General features: G+C 62.5%; 12 protein-coding genes. 7 read left to right on the forward strand and 5 right to left on the reverse strand.

What is annotated here, in order from left to right; all coding sequences use genetic code 11:
• The first annotated feature begins 31 nt into the window (after nucleotides 1-31).
• From HHL22_RS02415 to HHL22_RS02435, 6 genes are all read left to right on the forward strand, one after another.
• Nucleotides 32-370 carry a DNA-directed RNA polymerase subunit omega gene (locus HHL22_RS02415; RefSeq protein ID WP_169529374.1) on the forward strand — a complete coding sequence of 113 codons (339 nt, stop codon included), beginning with the start codon at nucleotides 32-34 and terminating at the stop codon, nucleotides 368-370.
• 158 nt (nucleotides 371-528) lie between these two features.
• A complete protein-coding gene (locus HHL22_RS23850) occupies nucleotides 529-1161 on the forward strand; it encodes a flavoprotein (protein ID WP_241737946.1) in 633 nt (210 codons plus the stop codon).
• 34 nt (nucleotides 1162-1195) lie between these two features.
• A complete protein-coding gene (locus HHL22_RS23855) occupies nucleotides 1196-1852 on the forward strand; it encodes a phosphopantothenoylcysteine decarboxylase (protein WP_241737947.1) in 657 nt (218 codons plus the stop codon).
• Complete coding sequence (porD, locus tag HHL22_RS02425) at nucleotides 1842-2774, forward strand: type IX secretion system protein PorD (protein ID WP_169529375.1); 933 nt, start codon at nucleotides 1842-1844, stop codon at nucleotides 2772-2774. The genes HHL22_RS23855 and porD overlap by 11 nt, the downstream gene beginning before the upstream one ends.
• Nucleotides 2775-3144: 370 nt before the next feature.
• The gene (recN, locus tag HHL22_RS02430; RefSeq protein ID WP_169529376.1) at nucleotides 3145-4818 is read left to right on the forward strand and encodes a DNA repair protein RecN; all 1674 of its coding nucleotides are present in this window, start codon (nucleotides 3145-3147) and stop codon (nucleotides 4816-4818) included.
• A 144-nt stretch (nucleotides 4819-4962) separates the two neighbouring features.
• Nucleotides 4963-5784, forward strand: coding sequence for an enoyl-ACP reductase FabI (locus tag HHL22_RS02435; protein WP_169529377.1), 822 nt, complete (start codon nucleotides 4963-4965; stop codon nucleotides 5782-5784).
• 139 nt (nucleotides 5785-5923) lie between these two features.
• Here HHL22_RS02435 and HHL22_RS02440 read toward each other — a convergent pair whose 3' ends face one another.
• The 5 genes from HHL22_RS02440 to HHL22_RS02460 form a co-directional block, all read right to left on the reverse strand.
• Nucleotides 5924-9154 carry an efflux RND transporter permease subunit gene (locus HHL22_RS02440; RefSeq protein ID WP_169529378.1) on the reverse strand — a complete coding sequence of 1077 codons (3231 nt, stop codon included), beginning with the start codon at nucleotides 9152-9154 and terminating at the stop codon, nucleotides 5924-5926.
• A 93-nt stretch (nucleotides 9155-9247) separates the two neighbouring features.
• Nucleotides 9248-10405: an efflux RND transporter periplasmic adaptor subunit gene (locus HHL22_RS02445; RefSeq protein ID WP_169529379.1), complete on the reverse strand. Its 1158-nt coding sequence runs from the start codon at nucleotides 10403-10405 to the stop codon at nucleotides 9248-9250.
• Nucleotides 10406-10524: 119 nt separating this feature from the next.
• Nucleotides 10525-11904, reverse strand: coding sequence for a TolC family protein (locus tag HHL22_RS02450; protein WP_169529380.1), 1380 nt, complete (start codon nucleotides 11902-11904; stop codon nucleotides 10525-10527).
• A gap of 196 nt (nucleotides 11905-12100) precedes the next feature.
• Nucleotides 12101-12907 carry an SDR family NAD(P)-dependent oxidoreductase gene (locus tag HHL22_RS02455; RefSeq protein ID WP_169529381.1) on the reverse strand — a complete coding sequence of 269 codons (807 nt, stop codon included), beginning with the start codon at nucleotides 12905-12907 and terminating at the stop codon, nucleotides 12101-12103.
• Nucleotides 12908-13001: 94 nt separating this feature from the next.
• Nucleotides 13002-13697, reverse strand: a complete 696-nt coding sequence (locus HHL22_RS02460; protein WP_169529382.1) for a 2'-5' RNA ligase family protein — start codon at nucleotides 13695-13697, stop codon at nucleotides 13002-13004.
• A 119-nt stretch (nucleotides 13698-13816) separates the two neighbouring features.
• On the opposite strand from HHL22_RS02460, the gene HHL22_RS02465 reads away from it, so the two are divergent.
• Nucleotides 13817-15433, forward strand: a complete 1617-nt coding sequence (locus HHL22_RS02465) for a M28 family metallopeptidase (protein WP_169529383.1) — start codon at nucleotides 13817-13819, stop codon at nucleotides 15431-15433.
• Nucleotides 15434-15527: the final 94 nt, after the last annotated feature.

A 15527-nucleotide genomic window follows, 5' to 3' on the forward strand; every position in this document is an offset into this window, starting at 1 on the left:
AATACCTTTTAACCGACTAACGCACACCCCCATGAAAACCACTGCCCCGGCCTCCATCGTGACCCGCAATCTGGCCGACATCGCGACCGAAGGCGGCAACGTGTACGAAGCCATCTCCATCATCTCGAAGCGCGCCAACCAACTGTCGGTGAAGCTGAAAGAGGAGCTTGCCGACCGCTTGTCGGAGTTCGCCACCACCGTCGACAACCTGGAAGAAGTGTTTGAAAACCGCGAGCAAATCGAGGTTAGCAAGCAGTACGAGCGTATGCCCAAGCCCACCAGCCAAGCCATCGAAGAGTTTATGGCCGGCGAGCTGACCTACGAAACGCCCGAAGCCGCCCCCGTAGTAGTGCCCCGCGAGCTGTTCTAAGTCGCGCTAGGTACTAAACAATATTGGAACAGAACGTCATGCTGAGCCCCGCGAAGCATCTCTACCACGCCCCTAGGGTATCGTTCGGGAGAGATGCTTCGCGGGGCTCAGCATGACGTTTCTGCTAACTAGCTAACGTGCGCTGTTCTTTTCGCCCCATGCCAGTCCCTAGCCCCCCGATTGACGCGGCCAGCCCGGCGCCGCTGGCTGGGCGCCGCCTGCTGCTGGGCGTCAGCGGCAGCATTGCGGCCTATAAGGCGGCGCCGCTCACGCGCCTGCTGTTGCAAGCCGGGGCCGAAGTGCAGGTAATACTAACCGAGTCGGCGGCGGCGTTCGTCACGCCCCTGACCCTAGGCACGCTATCCAAAAAGCCGGTACTAACCAGCTTCCTGCGCGATGCTGCCAGCGGCCAGTGGCACAACCACGTGGAGCTGGGCTTGTGGGCTGAAGCTTACGTAATTGCCCCCGCCAGCGCCAATACCTTAGGGCAGCTAGCCAACGGCCTCTGCCCTAATTTACTAAGCGCGGTGTACTTGTCGGCCCGCTGCCCGGTGTTTCTGGCTCCGGCCATGGACCTGGATATGTACGCCCACCCGGCGGTGCAGCAAAACTTGCAACGCCTGCGCAGCTTCGGCAACCACGTGTTCGACTCGCCGGCTGGCGAGCTGGCCAGCGGCCTCAGCGGCCCCGGCCGCATGCTGGAGCCCGAGCAGATTGTGGCCGCGTTAACCACTTTTTTCAGTAAGGCCAAGCTCCAGCCTGGTGCGTCGTTGAGCGAGCCGGCTGGCTAATTCACCAAGCTAGAGCTTGGTGCTACCACTCCCCATGCACGTTCTGCTAACCGCTGGCCCCACTTATGAGCCCCTCGACCCGGTACGCTTCATCGGCAACCGCTCGACGGGCAAAATGGGCTATGCGCTGGCCGAAGCCTTTGCCGCTACCGGCGCCAGGGTAACGCTGGTGAGCGGCCCTACCGCGCTGCCCACGCCAGCTAATCCGCTTATCGAAACGGTGCGCGTCGAGACGGCCCAGCAGATGTATGCGGCGGCGGCCGCGGTGGCCCCTAGGGCCGACGTGTGGGTATTTGCCGCGGCCGTGGCCGACTACCGCCCAGCCGAAGTGGCGACTGAAAAGATTAAAAAACAAGGCGATACGCTGACACTGACGCTAGTCAAGAACGTGGATATTGCGGCCACGCTGGGCGAAACCAAGCGGACCGAACAATTTTCGGTGGGTTTTGCGTTGGAAACTACCAACGAGCTACTGCACGCCCACGACAAGCTGCTGCGCAAGAACTTCGACTTGGTGGTGCTCAACTCGCTGCGCGATGCCGGGGCCGGCTTTGGGCACGATACCAACAAGGTAGCGGTGCTTGATAGGGTAGGGCAGGTGCTTACATTTGACTTACAAGCTAAAACCGAGCTGGCGCACCGGCTGGTGCAACTCATCCTTTCCCGCTTTACTGCCGTGTATGCGTCGTAATATCTTAACGCTGATTGGGTTGCTGCTTGGACTGCTGGCGGCCGCCCCTAGCCAGGCTACCGAGCTAAACGCTACGGTGGAAATCTCGCTGCAAAACGTGACGATTACCGACCAGAATATTCTGGCCAGCATGAAGAAGGACATGCAGGACTTCCTCAACACGCGCACCTGGACGCGGCAGCCCTACCGCGTAGAAGGGCAGATTGATGAGCGCATCAAGGTGCGCATGTTCGTGGGCATTACGGCTATTCCACAAAACGGCAGCTACCAGGCTACCATGCGCCTGATTGCCACGCGACCCATCTACGGCACTAGCTACGAAACCAACCTGTTGAATATCAACGACCGCAGCTTCAACTTCAACTATACTCCTACCACGCCGCTCGACTTTTCGCCCAATAGCTTCGTGGGCAACCTGGCCTCGCTGCTGGGCTTTTATGCCTACATGGTAATTGGCACCGACCAAGACACGTTTGCCCGCTTCGGTGGCTCGCAGTACTACGACCAGGCGCGCATCATTGAGCAGTACTCGGCCCAGCAGAACGTGACGAATGAGAGCGACCCTGGATGGACCGACGCGGGTACGCGCAACCGCTACTGGCTGCTCGAAAACCTGACCGCGCCCCAGCTCGAAGGCTTCCGCACGGCGCTCTACGGCTATTACCGGCAGGGTATGGACATTTTTATTCAGAAGCCCGATGAAGCCCGCGCTTCCATTATGACGGCCCTAGGCAACATTCAGAAAGCCAACGTGCAGCGCCCCCAAACCCTTTTTGTGCGCGCCTTTTTCGACGCCAAGGCCGACGAGATTACCAACATCTTCCGCACCGCGCCCGACGCTGCCCAGAAGCAACAACTCATCACGATGATGACCGACGTGGACCCCGGCAACCTAGAGAAGTACCAAACCATAAATCGCTGATTTAACGAATTTAACTGATCCTGGGGATACGCCGCTTTGCGGCTGACTACGCGAGTGGCGCAGCAGTTGCGCGAGGCTTGGCTAATGTGGCGGGGGAAAAGGGCTAGGAGCCGGTAAAGGACGCGTAGAGCTGGTTCGCAGCGGGGACAGCGAGGAGGGGAAAGCGAAGAAAAAGAGCGCTGCCAAACGCATTAGGAAAATTATTCGCCGGGCAGCTACTAATTTTAGTGTAGCATTGCCCCTAGGCTTCCACTTGAAAGCCGGCCGGCACCATGCTTCCTCAGAAGTAACGGCCCGTTCAGTAGCGTAGCCAGCTTGCCACCGGCAAGCGTATTCGCGAAATCCGTTAAATCCGTTAAATCTGCGATTCATGTTAGTTGATTTACGTATTCAGAATTACGCGCTCATTGAGCAGCTGGAGCTGCGGCCCTCGCCGCTACTTAACATTATTACGGGTGAAACGGGGGCAGGCAAATCTATTATGCTCGGGGCTATCGGGTTGCTGCTGGGCAACCGGGCCGACTCGCGGATGCTCTTCAATACCGAGCGTAAGTGCGTGATTGAGGGGCAGTTCGACATCTCGAATTACCAGTTGCAGGATATTTTTGAGTCGGAAGACCTGGACTACGACGCCCAGTGCATTCTGCGGCGCGAGATTAGTCCCTCAGGTAAGTCGCGGGCCTTCGTGAATGACACGCCCGTGACGCTGGAAGCCCTGCGCAAGCTCGGCGCCAACCTGATGGACATTCACAGCCAGCACGATACGCTGCTGCTCGGCGACGCGGTGTTTCAGCTCAACCTGCTCGACCTTTACGGCGGCCTGGTGCCGGCTCGCACGCAGTACGGCGCCGCCTACCGCCAGTACCGCAAGCTGGAAAGCGACCTGAAAACGCTGGAGGACCAGAGCGCCCAAGCCAGCAAGGAGCTGGACTACAACAGCTTTTTGCTAAGCGAGCTGGAAGAGGCCAGCCTGGATAAGGAAGACCAGGACGCACTGGAGCAGGAAGTAAAGCAGCTCGAAAACGCCGAAGAAATCAAATACAAGCTCGGCCAGGCCCTGCACGGCCTGCGCGACAGCGAGTACTGCGCCACCGGCAACATCAAGGATGCCGTGGTGCTGCTGGGCCAGGTATCGGGCTACGCCGACGCCTTTAAGGAGTTGAAGCAGCGCCTCGACTCGTGCCTGATTGAGCTGCACGATATTGCCGACGAGGTAGAAACTGCCGAGCGCGACACCGAGGGCGACCCCGCCCGCGCCGAGGAGCTGCAGGCGCGCCTCACGGTGCTGTATAACCTGCAGCGCAAGCACCAGCGCCGCGACTTGACTGGCCTGCTGGCGGTGCGCGAAGAGTTGCGCCAGAAAGTAGGCTCGGTGCTGAACCTGGACAAGGAAATCAGCCGCCTGCGTAATGCCTGCGATACGGCCCTGGCCCAGGCCACCAAGCAAGCCGCCCGCTTGGCCGAGAGCCGCCGCAAGACTTTCCCGCTGTTCGAGAAGGAGCTGAGCGCCCTGCTGGCCGACCTAGGCATGCCCCACGCCCGCATTGTGGTGGAGCACAAAGCCGGCCCGCTGGCCGCCAGCGGCACCGACGTTATCAGCATCCTGTTCACCGCTAACAAAGGCGCCCAGCCCCAAACGCTGAGCAAGGCGGCCTCGGGCGGGGAGTTTTCGCGCCTGATGCTGTGCATCAAGTACATGCTGGCCGATAAAACGGCGCTACCCACCATTGTATTCGATGAGATTGACACCGGCATTAGCGGTGAGATTGCCGTGAAGGTGGGCCGCATGATGCAGCAAATGGCCCACAAGCACCAGCTGGTCGCCATCTCGCACCTGCCCCAGATGGCGGCGGCCGGCGACACGCACTACTTCGTGTATAAGGAAGACCGGACTGACCGCACCGTGAGCCGCATCCGGCAGCTCAGCCAAGACGAGCGCATCAAAGAAATCGCGCACATGATTGCCGGCGCCAAGCCCAGCGAAAACGCCTACCAGAGCGCCCGCGAGCTGCTGGCGTTGCGCGGGGAAGAAGTTGCGGGGTAGCGCGCGTTGGTGGCCTGCCAGTGCCTTCAGGGGCCTAGGCGCTACTTGCGCGTGGAGGGGGCAGTTGCCAGGGGCCAGGCAGGCGCCTTCTGCGTCGGTATGGCGGATGGTGTACTTTTGCGCCCGTAACCCTGACGATTTCCCATGTCCAACAACCTGCTTGCCGGCAAAGTCGGCATCATCTCCGGCGCCCTCAACGACAAGTCCATTGCCTGGAAAGTAGCCCAGAAGGCCCACGAGCAAGGCGCCCGCATCGTGCTCACCAACGCGCCGCTGGCCATGCGCATGGGCGAAATCAAGACCCTGGCCGCCGAGATTGACGCCCCCATTATTCCGGCCGACGCGACCTCAGTGGAGGAGCTGGACAAGCTGTTTACGGAAGCCCAGGGCCACTTCGGGGGCAAGATTGACTTCCTGCTGCACTCGATTGGCATGAGCGCCAACATCCGCAAGGGCAAGAGCTACGGCGACCTGGACTACAAGTTCTTTCAGCAGACGCTGGACGTATCGGCCCTGAGTTTGCACAAGATGCTGGCCGTGGCCGAGAAGCAAGACGCCTTCAACGAGTGGGGCAGCGTGGTGGCCCTCAGCTACATCGCCGCCCAGCGTGCCTTCCTCGACTACACCGATATGGCCCAGGCCAAGGCCGTGCTCGAAAGCATTGCCCGCAGCTACGGCCAGCGCCTGGGGCACCAGCGCAAAGTGCGCGTAAATACCGTGAGCCAGTCGCCCACCAAGACCACGGCCGGCACCGGCATCGCCGGCTTCAACGCCTTCTACGAGTACGCCCAGAAGATGTCGCCCCTCGGCAACGCCCCCGCCGAGTCCTGCGCCGACTACTGCATCTCGCTCTTCTCGGACCTGACCCGCTACGTAACCATGCAGAACCTGATGCACGACGGCGGCTTCAGCACCACCGGCATCTCGCAGGAAATGGCCGATTTGATGGAAAAGGCGGGCGAGTAAGCACTGCTCGTAACCGGTTAAAAAAGACCGTCCTGCTGAGCTTGTCGAAGCATCTCTACCACTCCCCTAAGGGGTTGTTCGGTAGAGATGCTTCGGCCAGCTCAGCAGGACGTTCGTTTATAGCCCGCTACGAAGGGCCCTAGGCCCCGGCGGGCGTGGCACCCTGGGGCGGGATGCCGCCCTCAGCCTCTTCCTGTTGGTGCTCGTCCTCCTCGGGCTTGTAGTTTTTCTCCAACTCAGCCAGCTTCTCCTTGCCATAGGCCAGGCGGGTGATAAGGACGTAGAGTACCGGCACGATGAAGATGCCCAGGCCCGTGGCGGCCAGCATGCCGCCGAGAACCGTCCACCCTAGGGTCTGGCGGCTTTGGGCGCCGGCGCCGCTGGCAAACACCAGCGGCAGGATGCCCAGCAGAAACGCCAGCGAGGTCATGATGATGGGGCGCAGGCGCAGGCGCACGGCGTCGAGGGTGGCTTTGAGTAGCGGCATGCCCTTATCAACGCGCTCCTTGGCAAACTCGATGATGAGGATGGCGTTCTTGGCCGAGAGGCCGATGAGGGTCACCATGCCAATCTGGGCGTACACGTTGTTGGTGAGCTTGGGCAGGAAAAACAAGGCCAGGATGGCCCCGAAAATGCCTACTGGCACCGCTAGCAGCACCGAGAACGGTACCGACCAGCTCTCGTAGAGCGCGGCCAGGAACAGGAACACGAACACGATGGACAGGGCAAATATGTAAATCGTCTGGCCCCCGGCCAGCACCTCCTCGCGCGTCAGGCCCGAGAACTCGTAGCCGTAGCCCTGGGGCAAGGCCTGGGCAGCTACCTCCTGCAGGGCCTTGATGGCATCGCCCGAACTGTAGCCGGGGGCCGGCAGGCCGTTGACCTCGGCCGAGCGGAACAGGTTGTAGTGCGAGATGAGCGGGGCGGTTTCGGTGCGCTCGTAGCTCGTGACGCTGCTTAGGGGCACCATGGTGCCGGCCTGGTTGCGCACGTAGTACTGCCCCAGGTCGGCAATGTCGCCGCGGTAGCTGCTGTCGGCCTGGGCCACCACCCGGAAGGTGCGGCCGTAGAGGGTGAAGTCGTTGACGTAGGCGCTGCCTAGGTAGGTGCGTAGTGCGTTGCCGATGTCGCCGATGCTCACGCCCAGCTTCTTGGCTTGCTTGCGGTCGATGGTGAGGCGGTAGCCGGGGGTGTTGGCCGTGAAGAACGAGAAGGCTGAGGCAATTTCGGGCCGCTGCCGCATGGCGGCCACCGTCTTCTGCACCGTAGCGTCGAAGGTGTGCACGTCGCCCACGTTCTCGCGGTTCTCGATGATAAACGAGAAGCCGCCCGAGTTGCCGAGGCCCGGAATGGCCGGCGGCGAGATAACCACCACGGTGGCTTCCTTGAAGCGCGAGAGGTTTTTTTGCAGCGTAGCAATCAGACCCTGCAGCTGCAGGGCCTTGTCCTCGCGCTCGTCCCAGGGCGCAAGCTGGCAGAAGATGGTACCCGAGTTCGACTTAGAGGAGAAGTTAATGGCGTTCAGGCCCCCTAGGGCCGCAAAGTGCGCAATGCCCTTGGTGCGCTTGAGCTCGTCCATCATGCCGCTCAACACGTCCACGGTGCGCTGCGTGGAGGCGCCCTCAGGCAGGTTGAAGGTCACGTAGATGCGGCCCTCATCCTCGGTGGGCAGAAAGCCGCTGGGCTTGCTGCGAAATAGCAGACCTGCCCCCACCACCAGGCACACCAGCAAAATAACCACGAAGCGCGAGTGCTTGATGGCCCGCTGCACCCCGTTGCCGTACTGGTTAGTAACGCGGGCAAACCAGTCGTTGAATTTCTTGAAGCCCTTGTTGATGAATCCCTTATTGGCCTGCTCGGGGTCGTGGGGCTTGAGCAGCAGCGTGCACAGGGCCGGCGTGAGCGACAGAGCCACGAAGGCCGAGATGAGCACCGAGATGGCGATGGTGATGGCAAACTGCTGGTAGAGCCGCCCCGTGATGCCCGGAATGAAGCCCACCGGCACGAACACCGCCGCCAGGATGAGGGCGATGGCGATAACCGGCGCCGAAATCTCGCGCATGGCCTCCAGGGTGGCGTCCACGGGGCTCATGTGGCGCTCGTTGATGTTGACCTCCACGGCCTCCACCACCACGATGGCATCGTCCACCACGATGCCGATGGCCAGCACGAAGCCAAAGAGCGTGAGGGTGTTGATGGTAAACCCTAGGGGTATAAAGGCGATGAACGAGCCAATGATTGACACCGGAATGGCTAGCACCGGGATGAGTGTGGTGCGCCAGCTTTGCAGAAACACAAACACCACTACCACTACCAGCGCCAGCGCCTCCAGCAGCGTGTGCACTACCTCCTCAATGCTCACCTTCACCACGCTCGCCGCCTCGAAGGGCACGATGTAGGCCAAGTCGGCCGGAAACTGCTTCTTGAGCTGCTCCATGGTGGCCAGCACGTTGTCGTAGGTTTCGAGGGCGTTGGCGCCGGGCGCCTGGTACACCAGCAGGTAGGCGGCGCGCTTGCCGTCGACGTAGGAGTTGTTGGCGTAGTTGAACTTGCCCAGCTCCACGCGGCCCACGTCCTTGAGGTACACCAGCGAGCCGTCCTCGGGCCGGGTTTTCACCACCACGTTCTCGAACTGCTCGGTGGTGGCCAAGCGGCCCTGCACCGTCACAATGTATTCAAAGGCCTGGCCCTTCTGGGCGGGCGGGGCGCCCACCGAACCAGCCGCAATCTGGGCGTTCTGCTCGTTGAGGGCCGCCTGGATGTCGCCGGCCGTCACCCCTAGGGCCGCCAGCTTGTCAGGCTTCAGCCAGATGCGCATCGAGAAGTCGTCGGCCCGGCTCACGATGTCGCCCACGCCCTTGGTGCGCAGTAGCGCGTCCTTCACGAATACGTTAGCGTAGTTGTCGAGGAAGGTAGTGTTGTGGCTGCCCTGGGGGGCGTACATGGCCACCAGCATCAGGATGCTGGGATTGCGCTTGCGCGTGACGAGGCCGATGCGCTGCACCTCTTGGGGCAGGGTGGGCAGGGCAATGCCCACGCGGTTCTGCACGTCGAGGGTGGCAATGTTGATGTCGGTGCCCACGTCGAAGTTCACCGTCATGCTCATCTGCCCGTTGGCGGTGCTGTTGCTTTGCAGGTAGGTCATGCCAGGCGTGCCGTTCACCTGCACCTCCACGGGCGTGGCCACGGTCTGCTCCACGGTCTGGGCATCGGCCCCGATGTAGGTACCCGTCACCGACACGGTGGGCGGCGTAATGTCGGGGTACTGCCCAATGGGCAGGCTCCGCATGGCCAGCAGCCCCACCAGCACAATCACCACCGAGGCTACGATGGCCGTTACGGGCCGGCGGATAAAGGTTTCTGCAATCATTTTCTAGTTTCTAGTTGCTTGTTTCTGAGTAAGGCAGCTTGCTCAAAAAGAACGTCCTGCTGAGCTTGCCGAAGCAGGACGTTCTTTTCGCGGCTACTTGCCCGCGCCGCCGGCGGTAGGGGCCGCGGCAGGCATGGTGCCCGGCGCGCTTACTTGAATCTTGGCGCCGTCGCGCAGCTTTTGCACGCCGTCGATAATTACTTTCTCGCCGTCTTTGAGGCCGCTCAGTATCACAATGTCATCGCGCAGGCGGGGGCCCAGCTGCACCTTCTGCTGCTGGGCGCTGTCGCCGCGGGCCACATACACGAAGTTTTCGCCCATCTGCTCAATAATAGCCTTGTTGGGAATCACCAAGCGGTTGCCCGACTGCGTGTTGAGGACCTTCACCACGCCGCTCAGGCCGTCCTTGAGCCGGCGCTGAGGGTTGGCAAACTCGGCCCGCACCGTGATGGTGCCCGTCTGCGGGTCTACCCCCCGGCCAATGACCGCGATGCTGCCCGGCTGGTTGTAGGGCTGGCCGCCGGGCATGATAAAGCGGATGGTAGAGTCGGCCGTGGCGCGCCGGCCCTGGTTTTGCAGCTTCTCAAACCGCACGATGTCCTGCTGGTTGACCGCAAAGTCCACCCCAATCGGGGTTTCGGTCGAGATGGTGTTGAGCAGGGTGCTGCCCGCGCTTACGGGCTGGCCCAGGCGCACCTGGGAGATGCCGATGCGCCCCGCAAAAGGCGCCCGGATGGTGGCAAAGCTCAGGTTAGTTTTGGCGATGTTGAGAGCGGCCTGGGCGGCAGCCACTTGGCTGCCGGCGGTGCTGGCGGTGGTCACGGCGTTTTCGGCCAGCTGGCGGGCCACGGCGTCTTCCTCTAGCAGGCGCTGGTAGCGGCCTTTGTTTACCTGCGCGTTCTGGGCCGAGGCCTGGGCGCTGCGCAGGTTGGCCAGCGCCTGCTGATAGGCGGCCTCGTACTGGCGCTTGTCAATCTCGTACAGCACCTTGCCGGCCGGCACCAGGTCGCCTTCCTGAAAGTTGAGCGCCGTGATGTAGCCCGATACCTGCGGGCGCAACTCCACGCTTTTCAGCGCCACCGCCGTGGCCGGGTACTGGTCGTAGTACACGGCATCGGCCACGTGGGCCGTCACCACGCTCACGGGGGTGGGCGGCGGGGCAGCGTTCTGTTTCTGGTCGTCTTTCTTGCCGCAGCCGGCCCCGGCCCCTAGGGCCAGCGTGGCGCACAAGGCCAGGTATTTGGTGGTCATCAAGTTAGCAGTGATGAATAAAGAAGAAGGCGTTTGTCACTGCGAGCCTGCGAAGCAATCGCACCAGAACAAAATCGTGCGGATGCGATTGCTTCGCAGGCTCGCAGTGACAAACGTTTTTAATAAGTAATGGGCAGGGTGCCTAGGGTGCGCAGCAGCTCTACCTTGCTGGTAAGCACCTGAAAGAGCGCGCTGTAGTAGTTGAGCTGCGAGGTGCGCAGCGTGGTTTGGGCCACCAGCAGGTCGAGGTAGGCCTTGATGCCTTCGCGGTACTGAATATCCACTACGTGGTACACCTGGCGCGAGAGGTCGAGGTTGCGGCGGCTCTGCACGTAGGCTTCATAAAAGCCCTTGTAGTTGGCCAGGGCCGTGGCGTATTCGGTAGTCACTTGGTTGCGGGTACCCAGCAGGTCCTGGTCGATGCGCTGGTCCTGCAGGCGCGCCCGGCGCAGGTTCTGGGTACGCCGGAAGCCCGTGAAGAGCGGCAGCGCCAGCTGCAGGCCCGCGTAGGAGTTAGGAAACCGCTGCTGGTACTGCTCGCGCACGGTATTGGCCTGGTACACCGAGTTGTAGTTGCCGAAGGCCGAGAGCGAGGGCAAAAACCCGAGCCGGTAGTAATCCACCGTCTGGCCTTGTAGGGTCTTCTGCGTCAGCACCTGCTGAAACTCAATGCGGTTGGCCGGGTTGAGCTGCTCCAGCGTATCTACCACGGCCTCCTGCTCCAGCTGCAGCGTGTCGTACTTAAGCTGCACGAGCTGGCCGGCGGGCAAGCCCATCAACTGCTGCAAGTAGGCCGTATTGGCATTCACGGCTTCCAGCGACTGCTTGCGGCTGGCCTTGGAATTGTTGAGCGAGATTTCGGCTTGCAAAAAGTCGGTTTTATCCACTATGCCGGCGTCGTAGCGGTTGCGCGCATCCTGGTAGTTGCGGCCCAGGCGCCGGATGTCCTCGTCGTACACCTGCGCCTGGCGCTGCGAAAGCAGCACGCTGTAAAACGCCTTGCTCACGTCCGACACGGTAGCAATCTTATTGTACACCGTGTTTTGGCCGGCGGCCAGGCGGTTGTAGGGCGCCTGGCGGGCGGCCAGCAGCACGTCGTTGTTGTAGATGGTTTGGGTGCCGGCCAGCCCTAGGGTCGTCACGTTGCTCACGCCCAGCTGACGCGGGGTGTAAACGCCCGTGGTAGGGTCGGGGAAGATGGTGAAGGGTAGCCCGAAATAGTGCTGGCCTACGGCCGTGCCGCTTATCTGCGGCAGCCAGGCCGACAGGGCCACGCGGTTGGCGGCATCGGCAATGCCCTCATCGAGGCGGGCCTGGCGCACCAGGGGCTGGTAGGCCAGCGCGTAGCTCAGGCACTGGTTGAGGGTAAGCGGACCCGGCGGCGGGGGAGGGGGAGTAGCCGGTAACTGGCTTTGGGCGCGGGCCAGGGCCGGTAGCAGCAGCCAAACTACGAGCCGTAGCCGCCGCCATGCCCGGGAAGCGTAGCGTAATTCACTCATAAGCCCCCATAACCGGAATTGCCTGGCAAAGGTTATGGGGGCCAGGCAGTGCCCTGCGCGCTGGGCAGGCCGGCGGCCCTAGGCCCGCCTGCCCGCCGCGGCAGCAGCAAAGAAGCCCAGCCAAAGCGGCCGGGCTTCTTTAGTAACTCCTTGAATAAAAAGACTTTTTAGTGTGGTTGGTACGCGCGAAGGCTGCCTAGCGGGCGCTTTCGTCGCCGTCTACCGGGGCACTTTGCTTGTGCACCACGGCGGCCAGCACCGGGTCGGGCAGCACATTGCTGATGGCTACTTGCACGTTGTTCATAAAGCCGGCAATCACGCGCTTATCGCCATTCATTAAGGCCTTGTAACCGTCCTTGGCTACATCGGCGGCGGGCATGGCGCCGCCCTCGGCCACGTTTTTAGCCTGGGTCATGTGCGCCTTATTGAAAAAGTCGGTATCGGTGAGGCCAGGCAGCAGGGCCGTGATAGTTACGTAGCTGTCCTTGTTTTCTTCCTGAATGCTCTCGGTGAAGCTCAGCACGAAGGCTTTGGTGCCGTGGTACACCGACTGCAGCGGGCCCGGCAGCTCGCTGGCTAGGCTGGCCAACTGCAGAATCTTGCCGTCGTTGCGGGCCACCATCTCCTGCAAATACAGCTTGGTGAGCACAATAAGGGCCCCAATGTTGAGCTGCACGATGTCTAGCTCACGGTTGATGTCGGTGGTGGTAAAGGTGCCGTACTGGCCCTGGCCGGCGTCGTTCACCAGCGCGTCAATCTGGATGCCTTTGGCCTTGATTTCGTCGTATACCTCAAACGGCGCTTGGCGCTGCATCAGGTCTTTGGCGATGGTGGTTACCTGCACGCCGTGCTGCTGCAGCTCCTGGGCGGCTTGGGCTAGCTCGGGCTGGCTACGGGCCACCAGCACGAGGTTGTACTTGTCCTGGGCGAAGAGCTTGGCTAGTTCGCGGCCGATGCCGCTGGTGCCGCCCGTAATGAGGGCGGTTTTAGGTTGGTCTGCCATAGGTTGGGAAAAGGAAAAATGAGAGCGGAACGTCCCGGCATAACGTGCCCCCGCCCAGGCTGGTTATGGCCCAGGTTGGCCCCTAGGGCCCTCTTTAGGCTACTAGCGCATTGCGCTGCAGCAGCACGGTATGGGCCGCCCGTTGATACCAGTCGTTGAAAACCAGTTCAATAGTGCCTAGCTCGAAGTCTCCGATGGGCACCTGCGCGTGGCGGCGCAGCCAGGCTACCAGCCGGGCCGGGTGGCGCAGCGGCGCCCGAAACCGCACGAGGGTAGCATGCGCCGTTTGGATGCGGTAGCGCTGGTCGATGGACTGGGGCAGGCCCGACGCCTGAAAGGCTACCCGCAGTTGCTGGCGCAGCTCGCCCAGGCCCTCATCTAGCGGGAAGCCCTGCACCATAATGCCCGCCGCCGAAGCCGTGAAACCCGCAAAGCGAATGCGCAGCGGCGGCACGTGGCGCAGCAGCTCGGCCACCAGCCGGGCGTAGGCGGCGGGCTCGATGTCGGCCAGCTGGAAGCCGGGGTAGCAGGAGATGATGGACAGAATAGTGAGGTGAATGTCGCTGGGCGGGTAGTAGTACTGCGCGGGCTCCAGGGCCGCCAGCTCGGCCATACGGGCCGCCAGCGCCGCCACCAGGGGCTGCGGCGGCCGGGCCAGCAGCGTAAGGCCCCGGCGCGTATCGGCGGCGGGGTGGTCGAGCAAGGTATCCAGCTCGGGGTGCCCTAGGGCGAGGCGGGGCAGGGCCGCTTGGCGCATGGCAGCGTAGTGCGCCCCTAAATCGGGATTCATGGGGGCAAGTATACCTTGGTAGCCCCCAATACCCTAGGGCCCGGCGGGCGCAACGCCCGGCGGCATTTGGTGTCTGTAGCTATGAAGTTTCTGTTATCTCTGGCCAAACCTCCTGTTTCATGCAAAAACGCTTCCTACTACTAGCCGCTACGTCGCTGCTGGCCGCCTCGTCGGCGCAGGCCCAATCTGCGGCCAGTGCCAGTTCCGCTGCTCCGGCCGAAAAAGTTGACGCCGCCGCGATGGCCAAAATCCGCGATGAGGGAATGAACCGCTCGAAGGTGATGGAAACCGCCTTTTACCTCACCGACGTGAGCGGCCCGCGCCTAGCCGGCTCCGAAGGCCTGGCCCGCGCCAACGCCTGGGCCAAAAAACGCCTCACCGACTACGGCCTGGTAAATGCCAACGTGGAGCCCTGGGGCGACTTTGGCCGCGGCTGGGACATCGACAAGAGCTACGTGGCGATGGCCGCGCCCTACTACCACGCCATGATTGGCGTGCCCAAGGCCTGGACGCCCAGCACGGCCGGCCCCGTGCGCAAAGCCGTGGTGTACGTGAACGCCAAAGCTGAAGCCGACCTGGACAAATACAAAGGCCAGCTGCGCGACAAGATTGTGCTGCTGCCCGTGCCCGAAACCAGCCTGCCGCACCCCAACTTTGAGCCCGACGCCAAGCGCCTGACCGCCGACGAGCTGCAAAAGATGGCCGATGCGCCCGCCGGCGGCGCCCCCACCGCCGCCAACCGCCCCCCGGCCGGCGACATGGAGGCCCGCCGCGCCCAGCTGCTGGCCGCCCGCGCCCTGCGCCAGAAAATGACCGACATGCTGCTGACCGAGGGCGCTGCCGCCGTGCTCAGCGCTGGCCGCGGCACCGACGGCACCGTCTTCACCACCAACGGCGCCCCCTACGCCGCTGACGCCAAGCCGGTGCTGCCCGAGCTGGAAATGAGCGCCGAGGACCAGCTGCGCCTGATTCGCCTCGTAGAAGCCGGCATTCCGGTAGAGGTGGAGATGGAAACCAAAACCCACTTCCAAACCCAGGACCTGAAGGGCTACAACGTGGTGGCTGAAATACCCGGCACCGACCGCAAGCTGAAGAGCGAAGTGGTGATGCTGGGTGGCCACCTCGACTCGTGGCACGCCGCCACCGGCGCCACCGACAATGCCGCCGGCTGCGCCGTAATGATGGAGGCCGTGCGCATCCTCAAAGCCACCGGCCTCAAGCCGCGCCGCACCATCCGGGTGGCGCTGTGGGGCGAGGAGGAGGAAGGCTTGCACGGCTCGCGCAACTACGTGAAGAATCACTTCGCCGACCCCGCCACCATGCAGCTCAAGCCCGACCATGAGAGGCTGGCCGCTTACTTCAACCTCGACAACGGGGGCGGTAAAATCCGCGGCATCTACGCCCAAAGCAACGAGGCCGTGAAGCCCATCTTCGCCGCCTGGCTGGCGCCCTTCAACGACCTGGGGGCCACCACCGTGACGCTGCGCAACACCGGCAGCACCGACCACATTGCCTTCGACGCCGTGGGTTTGCCCGGCTTCCAGTTCATCCAGGACGGGCTCGACTACTTCGCCCGCACCCACCACTCCAACGAGGATACCTACGACCGCCTCGTGCCCGACGACCTCAAGCAGGCCTCGGTAGTAGTGGCCAGCTTCGTGTACGACGCCGCCATGCGCGACCAGAAGCTGCCCCGCAAGCCCCTGCCGGCCGCCACGCCCCCTAGGGCCCAGTAGCCTTAGGAAACCCTAGGGTACATAGCATAAAAAAGGCGGTCATGCTGAGCTTGTCGAAGCAGCTCTCCCGCGTCGTTGAACGAATCCGAACGAC

Origin of the sequence: Hymenobacter polaris (assembly GCF_012927305.1) — a bacterium.
In the GTDB taxonomy this organism is placed as follows: domain Bacteria; phylum Bacteroidota; class Bacteroidia; order Cytophagales; family Hymenobacteraceae; genus Hymenobacter; species Hymenobacter polaris.